Origin of the sequence: Bradyrhizobium sp. SEMIA (assembly GCF_014844175.1) — a bacterium.
Taxonomy (GTDB): domain Bacteria; phylum Pseudomonadota; class Alphaproteobacteria; order Rhizobiales; family Xanthobacteraceae; genus Bradyrhizobium; species Bradyrhizobium arachidis.
In genome coordinates this window covers 6,727,929-6,751,565 of sequence record NZ_CP046601.1, presented here as the reverse complement: position 1 = coordinate 6,751,565, position 23,637 = coordinate 6,727,929, and the positions used below count along the sequence as shown (strand labels likewise).

General features: G+C 65.6%; 19 protein-coding genes and 2 pseudogenes. 12 read left to right on the top strand and 9 right to left on the bottom strand.

Annotation, left to right across the window (positions count from 1 at the left end):
* Nucleotides 1-113: 113 nt before the first annotated feature.
* Nucleotides 114-254, bottom strand: a complete 141-nt coding sequence (locus FOM02_RS32540; RefSeq protein ID WP_156950876.1) for a hypothetical protein — start codon at nucleotides 252-254, stop codon at nucleotides 114-116.
* Between the two features lie 143 nt (nucleotides 255-397).
* Here FOM02_RS32540 and FOM02_RS32535 point away from each other — a divergent pair, with 143 nt between their 5' ends.
* From FOM02_RS32535 to FOM02_RS32525, 3 genes are all read left to right on the top strand, one after another.
* Nucleotides 398-1,528 (top strand): site-specific DNA-methyltransferase, encoded by a 1,131-nt coding sequence (locus FOM02_RS32535; RefSeq protein ID WP_027558155.1) that lies wholly within the window; start codon nucleotides 398-400, stop codon nucleotides 1,526-1,528.
* A gap of 190 nt (nucleotides 1,529-1,718) precedes the next feature.
* Nucleotides 1,719-2,045 (top strand): hypothetical protein, encoded by a 327-nt coding sequence (locus FOM02_RS32530; protein ID WP_027558154.1) that lies wholly within the window; start codon nucleotides 1,719-1,721, stop codon nucleotides 2,043-2,045.
* Nucleotides 2,046-2,160: 115 nt separating this feature from the next.
* Complete coding sequence (locus FOM02_RS32525; protein WP_027558153.1) at nucleotides 2,161-2,841, top strand: glutathione S-transferase family protein; 681 nt, start codon at nucleotides 2,161-2,163, stop codon at nucleotides 2,839-2,841.
* Nucleotides 2,842-2,900: 59 nt separating this feature from the next.
* Here the strand turns inward: FOM02_RS32525 and FOM02_RS32520 are convergent.
* The 5 genes and pseudogenes from FOM02_RS32520 to FOM02_RS32500 form a co-directional block, all read right to left on the bottom strand.
* Nucleotides 2,901-4,908 (bottom strand): annotated as a pseudogene (locus tag FOM02_RS32520) (HAMP domain-containing methyl-accepting chemotaxis protein).
* A 265-nt stretch (nucleotides 4,909-5,173) separates the two neighbouring features.
* On the bottom strand, nucleotides 5,174-7,717 hold the full coding sequence (locus FOM02_RS32515) for an HWE histidine kinase domain-containing protein (protein ID WP_027558151.1): 2,544 nt from the start codon (nucleotides 7,715-7,717) through the stop codon (nucleotides 5,174-5,176).
* Nucleotides 7,714-8,232, bottom strand: coding sequence for a biliverdin-producing heme oxygenase (locus tag FOM02_RS32510; protein ID WP_231164293.1), 519 nt, complete (start codon nucleotides 8,230-8,232; stop codon nucleotides 7,714-7,716). Before FOM02_RS32510 ends, FOM02_RS32515 begins: the two co-directional genes overlap by 4 nt.
* A 200-nt stretch (nucleotides 8,233-8,432) precedes the next feature.
* Nucleotides 8,433-8,648, bottom strand: a complete 216-nt coding sequence (locus FOM02_RS32505; RefSeq protein ID WP_035730085.1) for a DUF1127 domain-containing protein — start codon at nucleotides 8,646-8,648, stop codon at nucleotides 8,433-8,435.
* A 5-nt stretch (nucleotides 8,649-8,653) separates the two neighbouring features.
* Nucleotides 8,654-9,097, bottom strand: a complete 444-nt coding sequence (locus FOM02_RS32500; protein ID WP_027558149.1) for a nuclear transport factor 2 family protein — start codon at nucleotides 9,095-9,097, stop codon at nucleotides 8,654-8,656.
* A 91-nt stretch (nucleotides 9,098-9,188) separates the two neighbouring features.
* Here FOM02_RS32500 and FOM02_RS32495 point away from each other — a divergent pair, with 91 nt between their 5' ends.
* On the top strand, nucleotides 9,189-10,112 hold the full coding sequence (locus tag FOM02_RS32495; protein ID WP_027558148.1) for a LysR family transcriptional regulator: 924 nt from the start codon (nucleotides 9,189-9,191) through the stop codon (nucleotides 10,110-10,112).
* Between the two features lie 301 nt (nucleotides 10,113-10,413).
* On the opposite strand, the gene FOM02_RS32490 is transcribed toward FOM02_RS32495, so the two are convergent.
* Entirely contained in the window at nucleotides 10,414-11,034 is a 621-nt protein-coding gene (locus FOM02_RS32490; protein WP_027558147.1) for a glutathione S-transferase family protein, read from the bottom strand.
* Between the two features lie 129 nt (nucleotides 11,035-11,163).
* Here FOM02_RS32490 and FOM02_RS32485 point away from each other — a divergent pair, with 129 nt between their 5' ends.
* Nucleotides 11,164-12,438, top strand: coding sequence for a flavin-dependent oxidoreductase (locus tag FOM02_RS32485; RefSeq protein WP_027558146.1), 1,275 nt, complete (start codon nucleotides 11,164-11,166; stop codon nucleotides 12,436-12,438).
* A gap of 187 nt (nucleotides 12,439-12,625) precedes the next feature.
* Here the strand turns inward: FOM02_RS32485 and FOM02_RS32480 are convergent, their stop codons facing one another.
* Nucleotides 12,626-13,045, bottom strand: coding sequence for a PaaI family thioesterase (locus tag FOM02_RS32480; RefSeq protein WP_027558145.1), 420 nt, complete (start codon nucleotides 13,043-13,045; stop codon nucleotides 12,626-12,628).
* Between the two features lie 254 nt (nucleotides 13,046-13,299).
* Here FOM02_RS32480 and FOM02_RS32475 point away from each other — a divergent pair, with 254 nt between their 5' ends.
* On the top strand, nucleotides 13,300-15,045 hold the full coding sequence (locus FOM02_RS32475) for a sensor domain-containing diguanylate cyclase (protein ID WP_265440568.1): 1,746 nt from the start codon (nucleotides 13,300-13,302) through the stop codon (nucleotides 15,043-15,045).
* 6 nt (nucleotides 15,046-15,051) lie between these two features.
* Here FOM02_RS32475 and mutY read toward each other — a convergent pair whose 3' ends face one another.
* Complete coding sequence (gene mutY, locus FOM02_RS32470; RefSeq protein ID WP_027558143.1) at nucleotides 15,052-16,149, bottom strand: A/G-specific adenine glycosylase; 1,098 nt, start codon at nucleotides 16,147-16,149, stop codon at nucleotides 15,052-15,054.
* A 160-nt stretch (nucleotides 16,150-16,309) separates the two neighbouring features.
* Here mutY and FOM02_RS32465 point away from each other — a divergent pair, with 160 nt between their 5' ends.
* From FOM02_RS32465 to FOM02_RS32440, 6 genes and pseudogenes are all read left to right on the top strand, one after another.
* Nucleotides 16,310-16,807, top strand: a complete 498-nt coding sequence (locus FOM02_RS32465; RefSeq protein ID WP_027558142.1) for a DUF721 domain-containing protein — start codon at nucleotides 16,310-16,312, stop codon at nucleotides 16,805-16,807.
* A gap of 127 nt (nucleotides 16,808-16,934) precedes the next feature.
* Nucleotides 16,935-17,606: a DsbA family protein gene (locus tag FOM02_RS32460; protein ID WP_027558141.1), complete on the top strand. Its 672-nt coding sequence runs from the start codon at nucleotides 16,935-16,937 to the stop codon at nucleotides 17,604-17,606.
* Between the two features lie 217 nt (nucleotides 17,607-17,823).
* Complete coding sequence (locus FOM02_RS32455) at nucleotides 17,824-20,412, top strand: chromosome segregation SMC family protein (protein WP_265440567.1); 2,589 nt, start codon at nucleotides 17,824-17,826, stop codon at nucleotides 20,410-20,412.
* A 130-nt stretch (nucleotides 20,413-20,542) separates the two neighbouring features.
* Nucleotides 20,543-21,521: pseudogene (locus FOM02_RS32450) on the top strand (small ribosomal subunit Rsm22 family protein).
* A gap of 138 nt (nucleotides 21,522-21,659) precedes the next feature.
* The gene (locus FOM02_RS32445) at nucleotides 21,660-22,220 is read left to right on the top strand and encodes a LemA family protein (protein ID WP_027558138.1); all 561 of its coding nucleotides are present in this window, start codon (nucleotides 21,660-21,662) and stop codon (nucleotides 22,218-22,220) included.
* Between the two features lie 150 nt (nucleotides 22,221-22,370).
* Nucleotides 22,371-23,576: a M48 family metallopeptidase gene (locus FOM02_RS32440; RefSeq protein ID WP_027558137.1), complete on the top strand. Its 1,206-nt coding sequence runs from the start codon at nucleotides 22,371-22,373 to the stop codon at nucleotides 23,574-23,576.
* Nucleotides 23,577-23,637: the final 61 nt, after the last annotated feature.

The window sequence follows — 23,637 nt, the reverse complement described above, 5'->3', positions numbered from 1 at the left end:
GATTTGCGGGTCCCTGATTCAGTTTCGGCGGTGCGCAAATACGCAAAAGCTCAACGCGCCACACAGGTAAAATTTCCATTGCGTTAATCAATATCCCGGTCGGCAAAAATTGCCTAGTGCGACAGCACGCCCGCACCAGCAATTTTTTCCGATCCGCGTGCAATTTTTTCCGAGAGAAATTTGCGGCCGCGACAGCCGCCGCGCCGCAGATGAATGCGAAATATACCGTAAAACACAGCGATTGCGCGCATCATGCGGCATGTCGCGGGCGATGCGGCGCCTGCTCAGAAAAGCAGCGGGTTAAGTCGTTTTTTACTTTGCCGCTGCAATGTAACGGCCAGTCGGTTGTTTGGTCCCGCGTCGCCGACAGCGTCGCCTGAGTCAGAGTTCTTGAGTCATGGTAGAGTCGCGTCGCGGGGCGTCTGCAAGGGCGCCCCGCACAAATTTTGAGTCCGCCTCGCATCGCATCATCGTCGGCGATTGCGTCGCCGAGATGTCGAAGCTTCAGGCTGGCAGCGTCGATCTGGTGTTCGCAGATCCGCCGTACAATCTCCAGCTCAAGGGCGATCTCAAGCGTCCCGACGAATCCCATGTCGATGCCGTCAACGACGACTGGGACAAGTTCGATTCGTTTTCCGCCTACGACGATTTCACCCGCGCCTGGCTGCTTGCCGCGCGCCGCGCGATGAAGCCGTCGGCGACGATCTGGGTGATCGGCTCCTATCACAACATCTTCCGCGTCGGCGCGATCATGCAGGACCTCGGCTTCTGGCTCCTGAACGACATCGTCTGGCGCAAGACCAATCCGATGCCGAATTTCCGCGGCCGCCGCTTCACCAACGCGCACGAAACGATGATCTGGGCCGCGCGTGACGAAAAAGCCAAGGGCTACACGTTCAACTACGAAACGCTGAAGGCCGCCAACGAGGACGTGCAGGCACGTTCGGACTGGCTGATCCCGCTCTGCACCGGCGAGGAGCGCCTCAAGGGCGCGGACGGCAAGAAAGTGCATCCGACGCAGAAGCCGGAAGGCCTGCTCGCGCGCGTGCTGCTGTCGTCGTCGAAGCCCGGCGATCTCGTGATCGATCCCTTCAACGGCACCGGCACGACCGGCGCCGTCGCCAAGCGCCTCGGCCGCTCCTATATCGGCTTCGAGCGCGACAAGACCTATGCGAAAGCCGCCGAAGCGCGCATCGCCAAGGTCGAGCCGCTGCCGGAAGAGAGCCTCGCCCCGTTCATGACCGCGCGCGAAGCCCCACGTGTCGCGTTCTCCGAGCTGATCGAGCGCGGCATGATCATGCCCGGCACCAAACTGTTCGACGCCAAGAAGAAGCTCGGCGCCCTCGTCCGCGCCGACGGCGCCATCATGCTCGGCGACAAGGTCGGCTCGATCCACCGCATCGGCGCGGTGGCGCAAGGCGCGCAGGCCTGCAACGGCTGGACCTTCTGGCACGTCGAGACCAAGAAGGGCCTCAAGCTGATCGACGAGCTCCGCGCCGAGATCCGTGCGGGCATGGCGGCAGAGTAGCTGCTGCCGCACGTCGCGACCGTGTAGGGTGGGCAAAGGCGCTCTTGCGCCGTGCCTACGGCATCTTTCCGGAGCATGCAGAGTCCGTGGGCACGGCGCTTCGCGCCTTTGCCCACCCTACGGCTCCTTGAATGGCGCGACAGCCGGGACTACATTTGCCCGATCAGCCCCGTCCCGACGGGTGGCCCCCATGCGACGACAGTCCGAGACTTTGCTGTTGGTGCCGCTGCTGCCGATCTTCCTGCTCGGCATGTTTCCGATGTTCCTGATCGCCCTGCTCGGCTTCTTTGGCCTCGCTCTGTTCGGCGTGCTCGTGATCTGCGTTGGCCTTGCCAGCAGCAACGAGGCGCACGACAATTTCAATCACGACGTCATCGTGCACGGCTATGCCCGCGAAACCGAGCGCGCGGCGCGGGCGTCCGACATGCATCTCGCCGCCAAGCTCGGGCTGAGGCTGGAAGCGGTCGGCGCGGCGATGATCGTTACGGCGGCGATCGGGCTTTGTTACGCCGGCTGATCTGCGTGGCGCGCAGATACCGCCCGGCAAACTCGGCGGTTGCGCGTCTGGTCCCGAGTTTGGCAAGAGAGGGCGCCACGCGTTCGCTCTCGGCAACACACTGGGGAGATGCTCAATGCTCAAATTCTATTTCAACGGATCGCCGAACCCGACCAAGGTCGCGCTGTTCCTCGAGGAGTCCGGACTGCCGTTCGAGCCCGTTGCGGTCGACACCCGCAAGGGCGATCAGTTCACGCCGGACTATCTGAAGATCAATCCGAACGCCAAAGTGCCGGCGATCGACGACAATGGCACGATCGTGTTCGATTCCAACGCCATCCTGCTCTATCTCGCCGAGAAGACCGATAAGTTCCTGCCCGCCAATCGCGCCGAATTGCTGTCATGGCTGATGTTCGTGGCGACCGGCGTCGGCCCGTATTCGGGTCAGGCCGTGCACTTCAAGCATTTCGCGCCGAAGGACCAGAACCACGACTACGCCCATAACCGCTACCAGTACGAGACCGACCGCCACTACACGATCCTCGACGGTCACCTCAAAGGCCGCAGCTACATGGTCGGCGATGCCTATTCGATCGTCGACATGGCGCTGTGGGGCTGGGCGCGGATGGTGCCGTTCAAGCTCGGTGACGGCGCCTTTGCGCGCTACCCGAACGTGAAGCGGCTTGTCGACGAGATCTCGGCGCGTCCCGCCGCGGCACGCGCAATCGCGCTGAAGGACAAGTTCACCTTCAAGGCCGAGATGGACGACGAGGCCCGTCGCAACATGTTCAAGCACATGATGACCAAGGTCGCCTGATCGCGTCCTGCCGCAGTTTAAAGGCCACGCGCATGCGCGTGGCCTTTTGCTTCTAGGGTTCAGGCGGCGTGGACCGAGTTCAGGAATTTGGCGACTTCCTGCTTCAGCCGGTTGCTGTCGGCCGACAGCGAGCGTGCCGCCGACAGCACTTGCGATGAGGCCGAGCCGGTCTCGGACGCGCCGCGCTGCACGTCGCCGATATTGGTCGAGACGCGCTGGGTGCCGTGCGCCGCCTGCTGGACGTTGCGGGAAATTTCCCGCGTCGCCGCGCCCTGCTGTTCAACGGCCGCCGCAACTGTCGAGGAAATCTCCGACAGCCGCTCGATGGTGCCGCTGATCTCCCTGATGGAGCCGACCGACTCTTCCGTGGCGGCCTGGATGCCGGAGACCTGCTGGGCGATCTCGTCGGTCGCCTTCGCGGTCTGTTGGGCGAGCGCCTTGACCTCGGAGGCGACCACGGCAAAGCCGCGGCCGGCATCGCCGGCGCGCGCCGCCTCGATCGTGGCATTGAGCGCAAGGAGATTGGTCTGGCCGGCGATGGTGGTGATCAGCTCGACCACGTCGCCGATGCGGGCGGCGCTTGGACAGCTCGCCGACGCGCGCATTGGTCCGGCTCGCCTGGCCGACGGCCTCGGTGGCGATGCGGGCGGATTCCTGCACCTGGCGGGCGATCTCGCTCACCGAGGAGGACAGCTCCTCCGTCGCCGACGCGACCGCCTGCACGTTGGCCGTGGCCTCCTGCGAGGCGGAGGCCACTTCGGTCGACCGGTCCTGGGCACGCGAGGCGGTCGCGGTGAGCGTGCCGGCCGAGGCTTCCAGCTCGCTCGATGCCGACGACACCGTGTCGACGATCTCGCCGACCGCCTGCTCGAACTGATCGGCCAGCCGGACCATGTCTTTCTTGCGGCTTTCGGCCTGCCGCGCCTCGACCTCGACCTGCTCGGCGCGAAGGCGCTCGGTTTCGACCATGTTGTCCTTGAACACCTGGATCGCCTTGGCCATGTCGCCGATCTCGTCGGCCTTGCCGCGACCGGGGATCTCGATCTCGAGATTGCCGCCGGCCAATAGCCCCATCGCACGCGTCATTGAGGTCAGGGGACCAACGAGGCTGCGGGCGGTCAGGAAGGCGACGATCAGGCCGAACAGGACGGCGATGCCGCCTGCAATCTCCTGCACGGTCGTCGTGCCGTCGATGACGGCTTCGGCCTGGCTGCGGGATTCCTTGTAGTCCTTCTTCAGGGCGGCTTCCGCCACCTTGAGCTTGGCGATGCTGTCGACGATCAGCGGCGCGAGATTCTTGTGATAGATCTCGTCAGCCTGGAGCATTGCCGCCGACGTGGTCTCGAACGCGGATTTGTAGATTCCGAGCGAGGTCTTCACCGGAGCCAGCGTGGTGCGCAGCTCGCTCGCCTGCGGGCTCTTTTCGAGCGCCGAAAGCCGCTGCATCGCCCGGTCCACATTGGTCCGGAAGTTGGCCGGCCCCTTGGTGTCGCGCAGGGCCAGGAAACGCCAGTTGGCGATCTGCACGACCAGCAACCTGGATTCGAGATCCGCAACCAGCGCCGCGGTGTCTTCGTCGACGGCCGCACGGGCGACGTCGACCAGCTTGCCCATCTTGACGGTCAGCTCGTCGCCGCTCGGCAGCAGCGTCGCCTTGCCCGTCCGCGCCTCGTTGACGGCATCGCCGAGATTGTCACGCAGGCTTCGCATCCTGGCGATATCGGCGATCAGATCGTTGTAGAGCTTGCGCCGCTCCTCCGAGGCCGTCCCCTTCGCGCCGACCTGCAACAGCTCGGTCGCCGCGGTCTCGCGCTCTGCGGCCTCCCTCATCGCGGATTCATTGGCGTCGTAGATGTAGCGCAGATTGGCCCGCTGGATCGCCTGAAGATGGGTCGAGATCTCCAGCACCCGCGCCGTGCTGTCCGAAAATGCCGAGGCCTTCGCGACCTGCTCCTGCACCGACCTCAAGTTCCAGACGGCAACCACCGCCATCACGAGACCGACCGCCACCAGGGCCATGAAGCCTGCGTACAGGCGTCCCCTGATCCGCAAACGAAACTTCGGCATTCCCACTGTCCACCCAGATGCATGTGAATTCGAGCGGACCGAACGAATCCGGCAATCGTCACGGCCACCCTGGCAGCCGCACGTCGCGCTTGAGGCGACTCACGCTGCACTGCGACACAATGGGGGACACTCGTTAATTGAACCTTCCAATATTTCGCGCAAACCTGCGGCGAAGCGCGCGACGCCTGCTGATTTTGTAGCCAGCCGCGCAAGGATTTGGCGTCCGGCCGCGGTGGACCGCGCGTGTTTCGGCGATGACCGCTCGTCAGGCGTTCGCCTGCTGCAATTTGCCGAGCGCGTGCTCGACAACTTCCAGCGTGTAGGGCTTCTGAACCACCGGCGCCGATGCCAGCTGCTCCGGGATCGGCGCGCGTTCGCCGTATCCCGTCGCAAAAATGAAGGGCACGCCGATCTCCTTCAGCTTCTGCGCCACCTTGATGCTGGTCTCGTTGCCGAGATTGAGATCGAGCAGGGCAAAGCTCGGCCGGGTGCGCTCGATCGAGCGCAGCGCCTGGTCGACAGTCGCGGCGGTGTCGACGTGGCGGGCGCCGAGATCGAGCAGGATGACCTCGGCGGCCATGGCGATGATCAGATTGTCTTCGACGATCAGCGCCGTGTCGGAAATCCTGGGGCGGGTGGATTGCTGCTCTTCGATGCGCATGGCGGCTCCCGCGATGGACGGTACGAGTTGGACGAAATTGGGGGGAATGACGAACTTCGCCTGCACGCCCAGCAGGTCGAAGCGAATCTCGGCATCGCCCTTGAGATCGAACGGCACCGACCGTTCGATGATGGTGGTCCCGAAGCCGCGCCGCGACGGCGGCTGCACCGGCGGCCCGCCGCTCTCCTTCCATTCGATCACGAGGCTGGAGGATGGATCGAGGCGCCAGACCACCTCGACGCTGCCGGTGGAATCGGCCAGCGCACCGTATTTGGCGGAATTGGTCATCATCTCGTGCACGACAAGCGCCAGCGTTGCGAACGCCTTGGGATCGAGCGCCACGTCCGGGCCACCCATCTTCACGCGCCCGGCGCGCGCGCCGAGATAGGCGCCAGCCTCGGATTCGACCAGGGTGCGGAGCGCGACCGGCGCCCAGTTCAGATTGGTGATCTGGTCATGGGCGCGCGCCAGCGCCTGGATGCGGCCGCCGAGCACGCCGGCGAATTCCTCGACATTGGTGGCCGTGTCCTTGCTCTGGGCGACCAGGGCGCGAACCAGACTGAGAATGTTGCGGACGCGGTGATTGAGCTCGGCGATCATCAGTTCCTGCCGCTCCTGGGCGCCGCGGCGCTCGCGGGCGGCAAGGTCGGACAGTTGCAGGATCACCTCGAGCAGCGTCACGCGCAGGCTCTCGGCGATGCGGATATCGGCCGCCGACCACGGCTTCGACTGCCCCGCCACCGTCTCCTGCCAGAGCTCGAAGCTCTTGCGCGGCGTCAGGCGCGGCCCATTCGGCCCCTCATCGTAGACCTTGTCGGCTGCGCCGGCCCAGTTCACGGACCGCGTGACCTCGCGGCGGAAGAAGATCAGGCAATCGCGCGGGGTGCGCGAGATCGGGATGGCGAGAAAGCCTGCCGCACGGTCCCGGAAGGCCTGGCCGGCGGCGTAGACCTTGGCGATCTCGGCGCTGGCGAAAATCCGCCCCGGCGAGGTCCGGTTGATGAAGGCGACGAGGTCCTTCACCTCGTCCTCGGTCGGCCCCTCGCCCTGGAGCGCGATCTTGTTGTCGGACCAGACCGCAACGCCGTCGCAGTCGATCATTTGCCGGTAGTCGCCGACGAAATCGAAGATCGCACGGCGGCTATGCTCGTGCGAGGCCGCGGTCTCGATCAGCCGCTCCTGGACCTGGTGGGCGCGGGTCTCGTAGGCAACGTCGCCCTCGCGCTCGCGGCCCTCGACGATCCAGGAGAACATCTGGCCGAACAGCTCGGCCGCGGTGCGCTTCTCGAACGAGATGTAGCGCGGCGCATAATGGTGGCAGGCGAACAGGCCCCATAGCTTGCCGTCGCGCAGGATCGACACCGACATCGAGGCCGCGACGCCCATGTTGCGCAGATACTCGATGTGGATCGGCGACACCGAGCGCAGCACGCTCATGGAGAGATCGAGCAGCCCGGCATTGTGCGTAGCGGTCGAGACCAGCGCGGCGGGCCTCGTATCGATGTCCGCAATGATGCGCAGCCAGTTGCGCTGATAGAGGATGCGGGCCTGCTTGGGGATGTCGGACGCCGGATAATGCAGGCCGAGGAAGGATTCGAGGCCGGTCTCCGCGGTCTCGGCGATGACCTCGCCCGATCCATCCGGGTGGAACTGGTAGACCATGACGCGGTCGAAGCCGGTCAGCACCTTGAGCTGGCGCGCCGCCTCGCGGGCGAGCTCGCTCATGCTGCGCGTCTTGCGGATGCGCTCCAGCATCAGGCGGACGAGTTCGCCGGAATTGACACCGGGCTCATTCACACTCGGCTCCGCCTCGATCACGAGATAGGCGGCGGAGAAGTGAATGGAGACGTCATAAGGCGGCTTGCCGGCCTGGAGCTCGAGGCCGAACAGACGCTCCGTCGCATCGGGACCGCTCAGATGATCGACCCGGCTGCGGATGGTGTCGACCGCGCCTTGCGTGAAGATGCTCGACAGCGGCTGCCGGAGCAGGTCGGCGACGTCAATCCCGAGAAAGCCGCCCACATTCTCCGAGGCCATGCAGATCGTGAAATCGGAGAGCACCGTAAGCAGGAAGCCGTAGGGCTGCACGCTGCCGGGAATGTGGATCGGCTCGCGATCGCAATTGGTGAGATTGACGGCCTCGTTCATGCGCGGTCCGCCGCTCGCTCGAACGCGGCGAAGGCGATGCGGGCGAAATCGATCGCCTCGTCCTCCTCGCAACCCTCCTCGCTCGCGAGCTTCGCCAGAAAGCTCTGCCAAAGCCGCTTGCCCGTGCCATGATTGAGATAGGCGGCCGCCTCACCGAGGCGCGGATCGGCCGCGTCCGCGACCGTCTTGAGCAGGAATTTCGAGCCGAGCCGGGAGCCTTCGAGCACATACATCGTGCCGAGCATGCCGCTGCGCGTCAGCGCCGGCACGCAGACAGTGAACGGCACGGCGCTGCCGAGGCGGCCGAGGTCGGCGACAATCGCGGCACTGCGCGACCGCTCCGGCCAGTCCGGAAATAGTCTTGCGACGCCGGCCTCGACCAGCGCGGTTTCGAGCGGCAGCAGGGCGGCGGCGCTCGCTTGCAGAAAGCGGCGGTAGCCGGAAAACACGGTGAGGTCGAACGCAGACAGCTGCGCATCGAGCTCCCGATGCGCCGACGCGGTTGAGTCCCTCAATCGTTCGCGGAGTCCGGAGAAGCTGCGGCCCACATGTGATGAAACGTCCGAAGCCCCAGCCAGCATGAAATTCCCACGACCCATGTTGCCGGGCGCGCAAGTACCCCCGGAAACCGAGGGAACGTCGGCGGAATTCAAAAGTTCCCTCCGGGGTCTTGATGAGCGGGGCAGACGTCATGTCCCTGCCCCGCACTGATGCTCTATTTCCGCCGAACGGGCTTCTTCAGCTCATAGGCAATCTCCGACCGGGTCATGCCGCAGTCCTGAAGCTCCCGTTCGGTCATGGCAGCGAGCTGATACCAGGCCCGGGACCGCTCCCGCCTGATACGCATGATGTCCACCAGCATCCGCCATGCTCGCACGACAATCGACGGCTGTGACGGATGGAACCGGCTGGCGGACGCGACGTCGTTCAATCCGCTCAGCTCGCGGCCCTCGCACCCGTCTGCGGAAAAGGACCCAGCGCCTTCTCGGTCAGGACGGAGTCGCAGTATTCCCGGATCTCCTTGATCTTGCCCTCCTCGAACTGAAACACGAGACAATAGTCGTTGTCGTAGCGCACGCCCTCGGGCGTGACGTTGTCGCCCTTGGCTTCGACCACGACGACGTCGCCGTCGGCGATGAAGCGATGTGCGACGGTGCGCGTGCGATCGCGCAGGCGGGTGCGCACATAGCCGTGCAGATCGTTGAGGATCGCCTCCTTGCCGGTGAAGGTGCGCGACCAGGAATACTGGCCGGTCACGACCCATCTGGCATCGTCGGCAAGGCTTGCGGTGAACAGGGCGCGATCGCGCACGGCCGGATCGGGATTGGCGGCGGCGGCGAAAATATCCTGCATCAGTTTCTTGTTGGCGCTCGCGCTCATGGCGGCATCTCCTTTGGTAAGAACCACGGAGATCATCGTTCGCCGATCGAAATTCTTCAAATCGATAGCGAATATGATATCTATTCGCCTCATGAATTTGAATTCGCTTGACCTCAATCTCCTGACCGCGCTCGACGCGCTGCTGCGCGAGGCCAATGTCAGCCGCGCCGCGATGAGGATGGGCCTGTCGCAGCCGGCGGCGAGCCACGCACTGCAGCGCCTGCGCGACATCTTCGGCGATCCGCTGCTGGTGCGGACCGGCGCGCGGATGGAGCTGACGCCGCGGGCACAGGCGCTCCGCGCGCCACTGGCGCAGGCGCTCGACCAGGTCCGCGGCCTGTTCCTGCCGGAGGACTTTGATGCCGCGCGCAGTGAGCGGCAATTCCGCCTGATGATGCCGGATCTGGCGGTCGAGCTGCTGATGCCGCCTTTGATGGAGAAGGTGACGCGCCTTGCGCCCAACGTCCGCATCGACGTCGTGCCGTGGCGGGGGCCGGCGATCTTCCACGCCGAGTTTGCCCGCACCATCGACCTCGTGATCTCGATCGGCAACGCCTTCAAGGGGTTTCACCGCCAGCTGCTCTACACCGATAGCGACGCCCTGGCGGTGCGGCGCGGCCATCCGATGGCTGCGAAGCTGAAGCGGCGTGAGGCATTCCTGGCCGCGCGCCATGTCGGCGTGATCATTCGCGGCAATGCAGAGGATCTCATCGACACCTGGCTGCACAGCAAAGGCATCGAGCGGCATATCTCGCTGGTGGTGTCGGGCTATCTCGAAGCGCTGCACGTCGCGGCGCGAACCGACCTCGTTGCCTTCGTGCCGCGCCGGCTGATCGCGGCGCTGTCCAAGCAGCTCGGCCTCGTCGCGGTGACGCCGCCGTTCGACCCTGGGATCGACGAGCAGTTCATGTTCTATCCGACCCGCGCGCAGATGGATCCGGGCTCGATCTGGCTGCGGCGGCTGATGCTGGAGACGGGACGGGAGCTGGAGCAAGCCAAGCGCAAGCTGTCGTAGCTGCCGTAGGGTGGGCAAAGCGGCTTGTCCGCCGTAGCTCGAAGAGCGAACGCGGAAGCGTACCCACCATCTGTCGCCACCGGAGAAAGATCGTGGGCACGGCGCGTTGCGCCTTTGCCCACCCTACGAGACGGCACGCTGGGTAGAATGTTCTCTCAACAAACGCGGTGTCGTCCCGGACAAGCGAGGTGCAAACTGCCGTAGGGTGGCAAAGCGAAGCGTGCCCACCATCTGCCGCCGCCGGAGAAAGATCGTGGGCACGGCGCGTTGCGCCTTTGCCCACCCTACGGGAGCAGTGCTCCTACGCCTTCTGCGCGTCCATCACCTTGCGGATCGCCGGGCGATCGGACATGCGCTTGAAATGATCCGCGATCTTCGGCGTCGCGCTGATGTCGACGCTGTCGCCTTCGAGCCAGTGCGAGAGCGTGTGGAGATAGGGATCGCAGATCGTGAACTGATCACCCATCACCCAGGGCCCCCTGAACATCTTGTCTTCGATCAGCTTGAAGCAGGCGCCCATGGTCTGCGGGACCTTCGCCTTCATGTCCGCAAACGAGGTCTCCTCGGTCGCCCAGCGCGCGCCGCGCATCTTGTGGGCATGGTTGATGTGCACGGTCGAGCAGAGATAGGAGTTGAACGACTGCACCTGCGCGAAGTCGAAGGGATCGTCGAGCGGCGCGAGCTTCGCCTTGGGGAAGGTTTGCGCGATATAGGCCAGCATCGCCGGCGTCTCGGTGAGGACGCCGCGATCGGTCACCAGCGCCGGCACGCGGCCCTTCGGATTGATCGCGAGATAGTCCGGGCTGTTCTGCTGGTTGTCCTTGAAGCTCAGCCGTTCAGCCGTGTAGTCGGCGCCGGCCTCCTCCAGGGTCATATAGGTGGCGAGCGCGCAGGTGCCGGTGGCGTAGTAGAGCTTGAGCATGTCGGACCTCATGGGAAAATTGGAAATTAACGACTGTTGCCCCGGAGGTCCATAGCAAGACATCCTCTTCGCAGTTGCCCACCGCCGTCCGCCTGTGCCAAGACGCCGATGATCGGAGGGGGATTTGTCATGACGGTACTCATCGCCGGTGGCGGCATCGGCGGGCTGACGCTGGCGCTCAGCCTGCATCAGATCGGCATTCCCGTAAGAGTGTTCGAGAGCGTCGCGGAACTGAAGCCGCTCGGCGTCGGCATCAACGTGCTGCCGCATGCGGTCCGCGAGCTGATCGAGCTCGGGCTGATGGACAAGCTGGATGCCAGCGGCGTGCGGACCCGCGAACTCGCCTATTTCTCCAAGCACGGCAAGCCGATCTGGAGCGAGCCGCGCGGGCTGGAAGCCGGCTACAAATGGCCGCAATTCTCGATCCATCGCGGCACGCTGCAGCAGCTCCTGCTCGACACGGCGGTCGAGCGGCTCGGCCGCGACAACATTTTGACCAGCCATCATCTGACCGGCTGGCGCGAAACGGCGAGCGGCGTGCGCGCCGACTTCATCGACCGGGCGACCGGCAAGGCCGCTGGCAGTTACGATGGCGCGATCATGATCGCCGCCGACGGCATCCATTCCGCCGCGCGAGAAAAGCTCTATCCGAACGAAGGCCCGCCGATCTGGAACGGCCGCATTCTCTGGCGCGGCGTCACGCCATCAAAAGCGTTCCTCACCGGTCGTACCATGATCATGGCCGGCCACGAAATCCTGAAATTCGTCTGCTATCCCATTTCGAAAGAGCCGGACGCATCCGGCAACCATCTGATCAACTGGGTGGCCGAGCGCCACATGCCGCCGACCTATCAATGGCGGCGCGAGGACTATAACCGCACTGCGCGGCTCGAAGAATTCCTGCCCTGGTTCGAGAGCTGGCAGTTCGACTGGCTCGACGTGCCCGGCCTGATCAGGAACTGCCCGCACGCCTATGAATATCCGCTGGTGGACCGCGATCCGGTGTCGCAATGGACCTTCGGCAAGGTCACGCTGATGGGCGATGCCGCACACCCGATGTATCCGATCGGCTCGAACGGCGCCTCGCAGGCGATCCTCGACGCCCGCGTCATCACCCGCGAGATCTTGGCGCACGGCCCGACGCAAGCGGCGCTGCTCGCCTATGAGGCCGAGCGGAGACCCGCAACCACCGACCTCGTCCTGCTCAACCGCAAGAACGGTCCCGAGCAGGTGATGCAGCTCGTCGAGGAGCGCGCGCCGGACGGTTACAAGGTGGTCACCGACGTGCTGTCGCAAAAGGAGCTGGAAGACATCGCCGCCAACTACAAAGCCGTCGCGGGATTCCAGGTCGAGGCGCTGAATGCGAAGCCGCCGATCGTGAGCAAGGACGCGCGCGCGGGTTAGCAGATCAGCGAGCCGCGGGCTCCTTCTTTACCTCGCCCCGCTTGCGGGGAGAGGTTGGATTGCATCGCAGATGCAATCCGGGTGAGGGGGTACAGGTCTCACGACAATCGCATACGCGGAGAGAAGCCCCTCACCCCACCCTCTCCCCGTAAGAACGGGGCGAGGGAGTGAGAGAGCGGTGCCCGCCTTACTTCACCACCCTCGCCGCTTCCAGCAACCGCTCGCTCGCGCTCGCCGTCGCCAGCACGGTGCCGTCCGCCGCCGTCAGCTTGCCCTCGACGAACGCAATGGTCTTCCCGAGCTGCGTCACCTTGGCTTCACCAATGATCGGCCCGGGCTTTGCCGGCGCCAAGAAGTTCACTGTCATGCTGATGGTCGTGGTGTAGAGCCGCCCCTCGCTCATCACCAGCACCGCCGGGCCCATGGTGTCGTCGAGCATGGCCGAGAGCATGCCGCCCTGGATGAAGCCCGCGGGATTGCAGAACTCCGGCTTCCCGTCGAAGGCGAGCTTGATCCAGCCCTCCTCGGGGCGGGCGTCGAGCAGATGCCATCCCAACAGCTCGGCGCAGGGCGGCCTTGGAAAGTTGTCGAGCGCGGTCTTGACCATGTGGCACCTCCGTTACTGCCGACAGATAACCTAGCCCTGCTGACACCCTGGTGGCAGCAGACGACACGCCGCAGCGCGGCAGGCCCTGGGAAAATACGGAAAATTGTGCAGATCGAGGACAGTCCGCACGGCATTAAGCCCACCTCAACCAACCGATTTCACGACCGATTCAATACGATCCAATTGGGCAATCCGCCGGTAAGCGATTGGAAGCTACGACATGGCATGAGCGACGGTCACACCGGAGCCTTTCCATGCGAGCCCTCTTGCAGCAGGCAGCCAGCCGCCTGCATGCGATCGAAGATCGACTGACGGTACGGACGCAGATCGCCGCGGCCGTCGCCGCGATGTCCATCGTGCTGGTGGGCACGCTGGCAGCCGGCGCAGCCCTCATCAGCTACCGAAATACAGCCGCCCTGATCGAGAGCAGCCTCGCCGGGATCGCATCCAGCACCTCGGCCAGGCTCGATCGCTTCATGGCGACGCGGCAGCAGGAGATGAAGCTGTTCGCGGAGCTCCAGCCGATGCAGCGGCTGTGGCAGGGCAACCCCGATGAACTGCGCAGCGCGCTCGAGGCGCTGCAGCATTCGTTCGATTTCACCTGGATCGGCTTCGCCGACGTCGACGGCAACGTCGTCGCCTCGACCGGTAGCCTGCTGCGAGGCCAGTCCGTCGCCTCGCGGCCCTGGTTCAAGCAGGGCCTCGAACGGGTCGCCGTCGGCGACGTGCACGAGGCCATGCTGCTGGCCTCACTGCTGACGCAGCGCGCCAATAACGAGCCCTATCGCTTCGTCGACATCGCCGTCCCCGTCCGCGACGCCTCCGGCAAGCTGCTTGGCGTGCTCGGCGGTCATCTGGACTGGAATTGGGCTTCCAACCTGATCAAGGACGTCGAAGCCAATGACGGCAACACCGACACGCAGCTTTCGATCCTGAGCAAGGGTGGCGTCGTCCTGATCGGACCGCAGAAGGAACCGACGCGTTATGCCGGCGACGAACTCGCCGGCATCCTGAATGCCCGCGACGGCACCTTCCGCGAAACGACTGACGGGCGGCAGATGCTGACCGCGTTCCACGTCGGCCGCGGCTATCGCGACTATCAGGGCCTGAACTGGATCGTCACCGCAAGCCAGCCGGCGAGCGTGGCACTGGCCGCCGCGATCTCGTCGGCGCAGGCGATTCTGGCGATCGGCGGCGTCACCGCCCTCATCGCGTTGTCGCTGGCCGTGCTGGTCGCACGCCGGATCGCAGGCCCGATCATCGCCATCACGCAGGAAGCCGACCGTATCGGGCGCGCCCATGGCCCGACCATGCTGGCGCGACAGAGCGGCTCGGCCGAAGTCGTGCAGCTCTCTCGCGCGCTGCGCTCGCTGATCCGCCGCATCGGCCTCGCCGAGGAGCGCACCAAGGAAGCCGAGTTGCGCGCCACGGAGAACGCGATGCAGCTTCAGGAGGACATGCTGAAGCTGCGCCAGCTCGCCGACACCGATTTCATGACCGGCCTGATGAACCGCCGCTCCTTCCTCGCCGTCGCCGACGATGCCGTCGCGTTCTGCCGCCGCTACAAGCGCAACATGGCGACGCTGATGATCGACATCGATCATTTCAAGAAGATCAACGATACCCACGGTCACGCTGCCGGCGACGACGCCATCAAGCGCGTCGCCGAGATCGTCAGCCAGTCGATCCGCACCACCGACAAGGCCGCCCGCTTCGGCGGCGAGGAGTTCGTGGTGCTGCTGCGCGAGATCGACCAGGAGACCGCCATCCTGCTCGCCGATCGCATCAGGACATCGATCGAGAGCGCCACGGTGCGCCACGGCGACACCGTCATTCCCATCACCGTCTCGGTCGGCCTCGCGCTGTTCGACGACAGCGACCGCGACGTGCAGGACGTGATCGAGCGCGCCGACCAGGGCCTCTATGTCGCCAAGAAGACCGGGCGCAACCGCACCTTCTTGATGCCGGCCGAAGACGAGCGCGCGGCACGCGCGGCCTGACGATTTTCAGTCGAGCGCGTGCGCGATCACCTTGCGCATGACATTGGGCAGCGCCTCGCCGGCAAGGGTTGCGATCGGCACCCAGCGCATGCCCTCGGGCGCGCGCGTGCGCGCCTCCGCCTTCGCCGTGTAGACCACCAGCTCCAGCGGAAAATGCGTGAAGACGTGGGTGACGACGCCCACCTTGCGCTGCCAGCGCGACAGCCCCTTCAATTCGGGCGCCTGCTGCTTCGCCGTCGCATCCTCCTGGCCGGCCAGCCAGTCCGAGCCCGGCACTTCCGTCATGCCGCCGAGCAGGCCCTTTTCGGGCCTCGAGCGGACAAGCAGCTCGTCGCCGCGCGTGACGACGAAGGCTGCGCCACGCCGTAACGTCCCACTCTTCTTCGGCGCCTTGCGCGGGAACGTTTCCTGCGTGCCCTGCGCACGCGCGGTGCAGTCGTCATTCAGCGGACACAGCGAGCAGGCCGGCTTCTTCGGCGTGCAGATCGATGCGCCGAGATCCATCAGCGCCTGCGCGCTGTCGCCGGCGCGGGTGTCGGCCAGCAGCGTCGCCGCCAACTGCTGGATCAGGGGCTTTGCCTGCGGGAGCTCTTCTTCAACCGCAAAGAGCCGCGACACCACGCGCTCGATATTGCCGTCGACCGGCATGGTACGGCGGTCGAAGGCGATCGCGGCAATCGCCGCCGCTGTATAGGGCCCGATCCCCGGCAGTGCCCGCAGGCCTTCCTCGGTGTCGGGGAAGACACCACCATGCTCGCGCGTCACAGCGACTGCGCAGGCATAGAGATTGCGCGCCCGCGAGTAGTAACCGAGCCCGGCCCACATCCGCAGCACGTCGTCCTGCGAAGCGCTCCCCAGCGCCGTGACGTCAGGCCAGCGCGCGACGAATTTTTCGAAGTAAGGCCCGACCGCCTTCACCGTGGTCTGCTGCAACATGATCTCCGACAGCCAGACGCGGTAGGGCTCCGATGCCTCGCCGGGCGGGGCGCGCCAGGGCAGCCGGCGGCGATGGCGATCGTACCATTGGAGGAGCGCGAGCGGACGCGATGTGGTCTCCGGCGGGGAAGGTTCCGGCTTCGGCTTGCGGGCGGATCTGGAGCTCATGCCTCACTGTAACGGCAAAGGCACCGGCCTCTCTACGTCATGCCCGCGCTTGTCGCGGGCATCCACGTCTTTCTTCGCAGGATACGTGGATGGCCGGGACAAGCCCGGCCATGACGGCATTGAGCCTATGGCCCGCCTCACGGAGTGCTATAACGCCGCCATGTCCAAATCCGGCCCGATCTTCAAACCCGGTCCCATCAGCGCAAAACCGCTCGGGATCCTGCTCGACGACGTCTTTGCCGAGGCCTATGCCAAGCAGGGTTTTGCGGCGCGCGAGCTGGTGACGCGGTGGGCGCAGATTGCCGGGCCCGAGATCGCGGCCCATGCCGAGCCGCTGAAGATGCAATGGCCGCGCCCCGTGGAGGGCCAGCCGCAGGAGCCGGCGACGCTGGTGCTGCGGGTCGAGGGGCCGATGGCGCTGGAGATCCAGCACTCCGCCGACGTCATCCTGGAGCGGGTCAACCGCTTCTTCGGCTGGAGCGCGGTCGGCAAGCTGGCCTTCCGCCAGGCCCCCCTGTCGCGCCCTCGGATCCGGAAGCGACCCGGCCCGCCGGACCCCAAGAGCGTCGCCAAGGTGGCCGAGAGCCTCGCGGACATCGAAGATGAAGACTTGAAGACAGCGCTGGCGCGGCTCGGGGCCGCCATCAAGCGAAATTGAGCCTCATTCCCCGGCTAATCTGGACCTGTCTTTGTCCCTCGCCATTGCCTCGAACGAGGTTTCAAGCTAGCGACAGGCCGCCCGAACGGGAACCTCGGGCGACACCTTGCCAATTCGGGAGCCGACCTTGATCATCACCCGCCGCGCCTTCACCACGATGCTGTCGCTGACCGGGCTTGCCGCGGTCGCCGGGCTCTCACCACTGCGGATCATCTCCGAGGCGATGATCCCTGAAGCAAAGGCGCAGACCGCCGCCGACGTCGCCAAGCCGGTGTCGCTGCCCGACATGGCGCTCGGCCCGAAGGACGCCCCCGTCACCATCACCGAATTCGCCTCGATGACCTGCCCGCATTGCGCGGCCTTCAACGAGCAAGTGTTCCCCAAGATCAAGTCGGAATACATCGACACCGGCAAGATCCGTTACATCTTCCGCGAGTTCCCGCTCGACATCAAAGCTGCCGCCGGCTCGATGCTGTCGCGCTGCATTGCCAATGGCGACGCGACGAAATACTTCGCGGTCACCGACATGCTGTTCCGCCAGCAGAGCGACTGGGTGATGAAGAACACCACCGAGACCCTGACGCGGATCGGCAAGCAGGCCGGCCTCACCCAGCAGCAGGTCGAAGCCTGCCTGAAGGACCAGGCGCTGCTCGACAAGATCGCCGCCGACCAGAAATATGCCAGCGACATCCTGAAGGTGGATTCGACGCCGACCTTCTTCATCAACGGCGAGAAGATCAAGGGCGAGGCCTCGTTCGAGGAGTTCGCCAAGAAGATCAACCCGCTGCTCAAGAGCTGATTCGCTCGTCAAGATCCTGATTCGCATCTCGAAAGCCGTATCGTTCCCGTCATAAATCCCTTGGGAAAAGCGGCTTTCGCCGGTTGCCCTCGCGGCGCACCGCGGCCATTGTCCAGCCGCATGAGGCGCCTCGCGCGACTCGCCCGGATAGCGACATTGCCTTCCATGGTAGTGTCCCGGCAGGGGGATTCGCGCCTGCCAACAGAGATGCGTGCTTATGAAAATCACCCGCCTGCGCCTTCACGGCTTCAAGTCTTTCGTTGAGCCCACGGATTTCGTCATCGAGCCCGGCCTGACCGGCGTGGTCGGCCCCAACGGCTGCGGCAAGTCGAATCTCGTCGAGGCGCTGCGCTGGGCGATGGGTGAAACCTCGTACAAGAGCTTGCGCGCCGCCGACATGGACGCGGTGATCTTCGCCGGCTCCGGCAACCGTCCCGCGCGCAACCACGCCGAAGTGACGATGACGATCGACAATGCCGATCGCACCGCGCCGGCGGCGATGAACGACAGCCAGCTTCTCGAAATCTCCCGCCGCATCGAGCGCGAAGCCGGCTCGGTCTATCGCATCAACGGCCGCGACGTGCGCGCCCGCGACGTGCAGATCCTGTTCGCGGATGCCGCCACCGGTGCGCGTTCGCCCGCCCTCGTCCACCAGGGCAAGATCGGCGAGATCATCCAGGCCAAGCCCGAGCAGCGCCGCCGCGTGCTGGAAGACGCCGCCGGCGTCGCCGGCCTGCACGCCCGCCGCCACGAAGCCGAGCTGCGCCTGAAGGCCGCCGAAACCAACCTCACCCGCGTCGAGGACGTGATCGGCCAGCTCTCCGGCCAGATGGAAGGCCTGAAGAAGCAGGCCCGCCAGGCCGTGCGCTATCGCGAGGTCGCGGCCAAGGTCCGCAAGGCCGAAGCCACGCTGTTCCACCTGCGCTGGATCGGCGCTCATGCCGACGTCAACGAATCCGGCCAGACCCACGATCTCGCCGTGCGCGAGATGGCCGAGCGCACCCAGCACCAGGCCGAAGCCGCCCGCATCCAGGCGATCCGCGCCGCCGAAATGCCGGCGCTGCGCGATGCCGAAGCGCGCGCCGCGGCCGGGCTGCAGCGCCTCACCAATGCCCGCGAATTGCTCGACCGCGAGGAAGAGCGCGCCAAGGAGCGCGTCGCCGAGCTCGAGCGCCGCCTTGCGCAGTTCGAAGGCGACATTTCGCGTGCTCAGCAACAAACGATGGACGCCGACGTCGCGCTGCAGCGGCTCGACGCCGAAGACGCCGAGCTGAAGGAAGAGATCAAGTCGCGCGTCGAGAAGCGCTCCGGCGTCGACGAGCGCGTCGGCGAAGCCGAGGCGGTGCTGACCGAGACCGAGCAGCAGTTCGCCGAGCTCACCACCGCGCTCGCCGACCTCACCGCCAAGCGCAACCAACTCGAAGCCAACGTCCGCACCCATCGCGACAAGCTCGCCCGGCTCGACCAGGAAATCGCGAACGTCACCGCCGAAGAGCAGAAGCTCGCCGCGGATACCGGCGGCTTCGGCGATCTCGACGAGCTGACCGCGACGGTTGAGACCGCGGAGCAGACGCTGGCAGCTTCCGAAGCCGCGGCGCAGGCGAGCGAAGCCGCGCACGTCGCGGCGCGCCAGACGCTGGAATCCTCGCGCTCACCGCTGAACGAGGCCGACAAGCGCGTGCAGCGCCTCGAGACCGAAGCACGCACGATCTCCAAGATCGTCAACGGCGAGACCAAGAATCTGTGGCCGCCGATCATCGACGGCATCACCGTCGACAAGGGTTTTGAAAAGGCGATCGGCGCCGCGCTCGGCGACGATCTCGACGCGCCGGTCGACCCGTCAGCGCCGATGCGCTGGACCAATGCCGGCGTCACCGAGGGCGATCCGGAGCTGCCCGAAGGCGTCACCCCGCTCGCCAACCATGTGCAGGCGCCGGCCGAGCTGGCGCGTCGTCTGGCGCAGATCGGCGTGGTGCCGCGCGAGCGCGGCGCCGAAGAACGCATGGAAGGCGCGCGGCGCCGGCTCGAGGACATCGAGCGCGAGATCCGCGACATGCTCGAGGTCGAGCCGCAGGCGGTTGCCGGCCTCGCCGAGATCGAGCCCGGCGCGGAGCTGCCGCCGCTGCACGACATCGAGGAAGACCTCGAAAAGATGCGCCGCGACCGCGAGCGCCTCGGCGCAGTCAATTTGCGCGCCGAGGAAGAGCTGCGCGAGGTCGAGACCCAGCACACCGGCCTCGTCACCGAGCGCGACGACCTCGTCGAAGCCATCAAGCGGCTGCGCCAGGGCATCCAGAGCCTCAACAAGGAAGCGCGCGAGCGCCTCCTGACCTCGTTCGAGGTCGTCAACAACCACTTCAAGCGCCTGTTCGTCGAGCTGTTCGGCGGCGGCGAGGCCGCGCTGCACCTGATCGAGAGCGACGACCCGCTCGAAGCCGGTCTCGAGATCATCGCCAAGCCCCCGGGCAAGAAGCCGCAGACGCTGTCGCTGCTCTCGGGCGGTGAGCAGGCATTGACCGCGATGGCGCTGATCTTCGCGGTGTTCTTGACCAACCCCTCGCCGATCTGCGTGCTGGACGAAGTCGACGCGCCGCTCGACGACCACAACGTCGAACGGTACTGCAACCTCTTGCACGAGATGACCGGCTCGACCGACACGCGCTTCATCATCATCACGCACAACCCGATCACCATGGCGCGGATGAACCGGCTGTTCGGCGTCACCATGGCCGAGCGTGGCGTCTCGCAACTGGTGTCGGTGAGCCTCGCCGAGGCCGTGGACATTCTCGACCAGAACGTGGCGTGACGCTGCGGTCGCGCCACACCCATTGACGTCATCATCCGCGAAGGCGGATGATTCAGTACGCCGTGACTTCTCGATTGACGGCACTGTCTCGGAGTACTGGATGCCCCGCCTGCGCGGGGCATGACTGCGGATGATGATAGCCCCCACCCTCCCCGCCGAATTGAAAGCCGCCCTCGACGGCAAGCTGCAGGGCTTCTCTCGTACCGACGCCGCACAACGCTCGCAGAAAATCTCCACCACCTATCGCGCCGGCGGCGGCTCGGGCACGATCAAGTCGGAGGCCGATGCGCTGGCTTACGCGCTGGCGCGCATGCCGGCGACCTACGCGGCCGTGGCCGCGAGCCTGAATGCGCTGACCGAGATCGCGCCAAGCCTTGCGCCTGAAACGCTGCTCGACGTCGGCGCAGGCCCGGGCACTGCGAGCTGGGCCGCCGCGGAGGCGTTTCCATCGCTGCAGGATTTCACCCTGCTCGACGCCAACCCCACGCTGAGCCGGCTCGCGCTCGAGCTGGCGCGCGACAGCTCGCGCCTTTCGGAGTGCCGCTATCTGCCGGGCGACGCCGGCGGCAACCTCACTGAAGTCTCGCAAGCCGATCTCGTCGTCGCCAGCTACATCATCGGCGAGCTCAATGAAGGCGACCAGCGCAAGCTGACGGAAGCGATGTGGGCCAAGGCGCGCCACGCGCTGGTCGTGATCGAGCCCGGGCACGCCCGCCGGCTACGCCCGCATCCTCGCGCTGCGCCAGCAGCTGATCGCAGCTGGCGCCTACGTCGCCGCGCCCTGCCCGCACGAAAAGCCCTGCCCGCTCGTAGCGCCCGACTGGTGCCATTTCAGCCAGCGCCTGCCGCGCTCGCAGGCGCACCGCCAGATCAAGGGTGCCGAGGTGCCGTTCGAGGACGAGCGCTTCATCTACGTCGCCCTGACCCGTACGCCGCCAACGCGTGCGTCACGCGTGCTGGCACCGCCGGATGTCGGCAAGGCCGAGATCACGGCCAAGCTCTGCACCGAGAGCGGCGTCGAACTCGCCAAGGTCGCCCGCCGCGACAAGGCCGCCTATGCGGCTGCCCGGCGCTGGCGCTGGGGCGATGCCGTTATTGCCGAAAGTTAACCTCATTCAAGGCTTTCGCCTTGAACTTGGATGGTTCCCGGTTCGACCAAGTCTTACCTGCCCTCTGCGCCGGGGCTCTCGTCCTGCGCCAATTTGGTCTACCCTAGCGCCCGCCTCAATCCCCTTCAGGAGTCCTCCATGTCGACCGGCTGGATCGTTCTCGGCGTCATCGTCGTTCTCGTGTTCTTGGCCTTCAGCGCCTACAACCGCCTGGTCGCGCTGGGCCAGCGCGTCGGCCAGGCCTTTGCCGATATCGACGTGCAGCTCAAGCAGCGTCACGATCTCATTCCGAACCTGGTCGAGACCGTGAAGGGCTATGCCTCGCATGAGCGCGGCACGCTCGACGACGTCATCAAGGCGCGCAATTCGGCGATGTCGGCGCAGGGCCCGGCGCAGGTATCCGCCGCCGAGAACCAGCTCTCCGGTGCGCTCGGCCGGCTGATCGCGCTGTCGGAGGCCTATCCGGACCTCAAGGCCAATGCCAACTTCCAGCAACTCGCATCCGAGCTCTCCGACCTCGAGAACAAGATCGCGGCGAGCCGCCGCTTCTTCAACAACGCGGTCCAGGAATACAACACCGGCATCCAGCAGATGCCCGCCGCGCTGTTCGCCGGCATGTTCGGCTTCACCAGGAAGGACTTCTTCGATCTCGGCGCCAGCCGCACCGAGGTCGAAGCCACGCCTCAGGTGAAGTTCTGATTGCCTAGCATGTCCATTGTTTTTCTCCGTCATTCTGGGGCGTCACGAAGCGACGAACTATGGTGCGCAGTTGCGCACCAGGGAATCTCGAGGTTCCGGGTTCGCGCCTTCGGCGCGCCCCGGAACGACGGACATTGACGAAGGCCCGCCATGGCCGCGTATGGACTCTACACGCATATCGCCTCGAACAAGTTTCGTTCGATGCTGCTGCTCGCCGGCCTGTTCGCGCTGGTCTATGTGCTGGTCTATGCCGGCGCGCTGGTCGCTGAAGTTCTGATCGACAGCAATCGGACCGCCGCCTTCTACCTGAGCCACGCCTTCCATGATCTGATCGTCGCCGCGCCCATTGCGACGGTCGTCACAGTGGCCTGGGTCGTGATCGCCTATTTCTTCCACCAGTCGATGATCGACGCCGTGACCGGCGGCCACGATGTCACCCGGCAGGAGGAGCCGCGGCTCTACAATCTGCTCGAAAACCTCTGCATCTCGCGCGGCATCACCATGCCGAAGCTGAAGATCATGGAAAGCCCGGCGTTGAACGCGTTCGCGACCGGCCTCAACCCGCGGCAATACTCGGTCACCGTCACGACCGGTCTCCTCAGCGCGCTGAACGACAAGGAGATCGAGGCGGTGCTGGGGCATGAGCTGACCCACATCAAGAACGGCGACGTGCAGCTGATGGTGGTTGCCGTCATCATCGCCGGCGTGGTCGGCTTCTTCGGCGAATTGTTCTTCCGCCTGTTCACCAATTTCAGCTGGAACACCAGTGGCGGCTCGTGGTCGTCAGGCTCCTCCTCCTCGTCGCGCTCGTCCTCGTCGAGCGACAGCAAGAGCTCCGGCGGCGGCGCGGTGATCGTCATCATCATCGCGGTCGTGCTGATCGTGGTGGCCTGGCTGATGTCGCAGGTGGTGAAGCTGGCGCTGTCGCGCTCGCGCGAATATCTCGCCGATGCCGGCTCGGTCGAGCTGACCAAAGATCCCGATGCCATGATCTCGGCGCTGCGCAAGATCGAGGGCCGCGGCGAGCTACCGGGCGCGACCTCGGCGGTGATGGAGCTCTGCGTCGACAATCCGCGCGAGGGCTTTGCCGATTTGTTCGCCACCCATCCCTCGGTGCAGTCCCGGGTCGATGCACTGGTCAAGTTTGCCGGCGGCCACGATCCCGGCCCGCTGCCCGACCCGACTGCAGCGACGGATCAGCCCGAAGCGCAGGCTGACTCGCAAACCACCCCGCCGCCGCTATCGCAGGGACCGTGGGGCGATGCAGCCGGTCCGGCCAGTCCGCCGCCGATCCCCGCGCCCAGCCCCTCCGGAACCGCGGCTGGCAATCCGATGGGTCCCTGGGGCCGCCATTGAAGCAGGCACCGCGTGCGGCGGTTTCGCAACGATCAGGAAAAACCGCCGGAATAGCTGCATC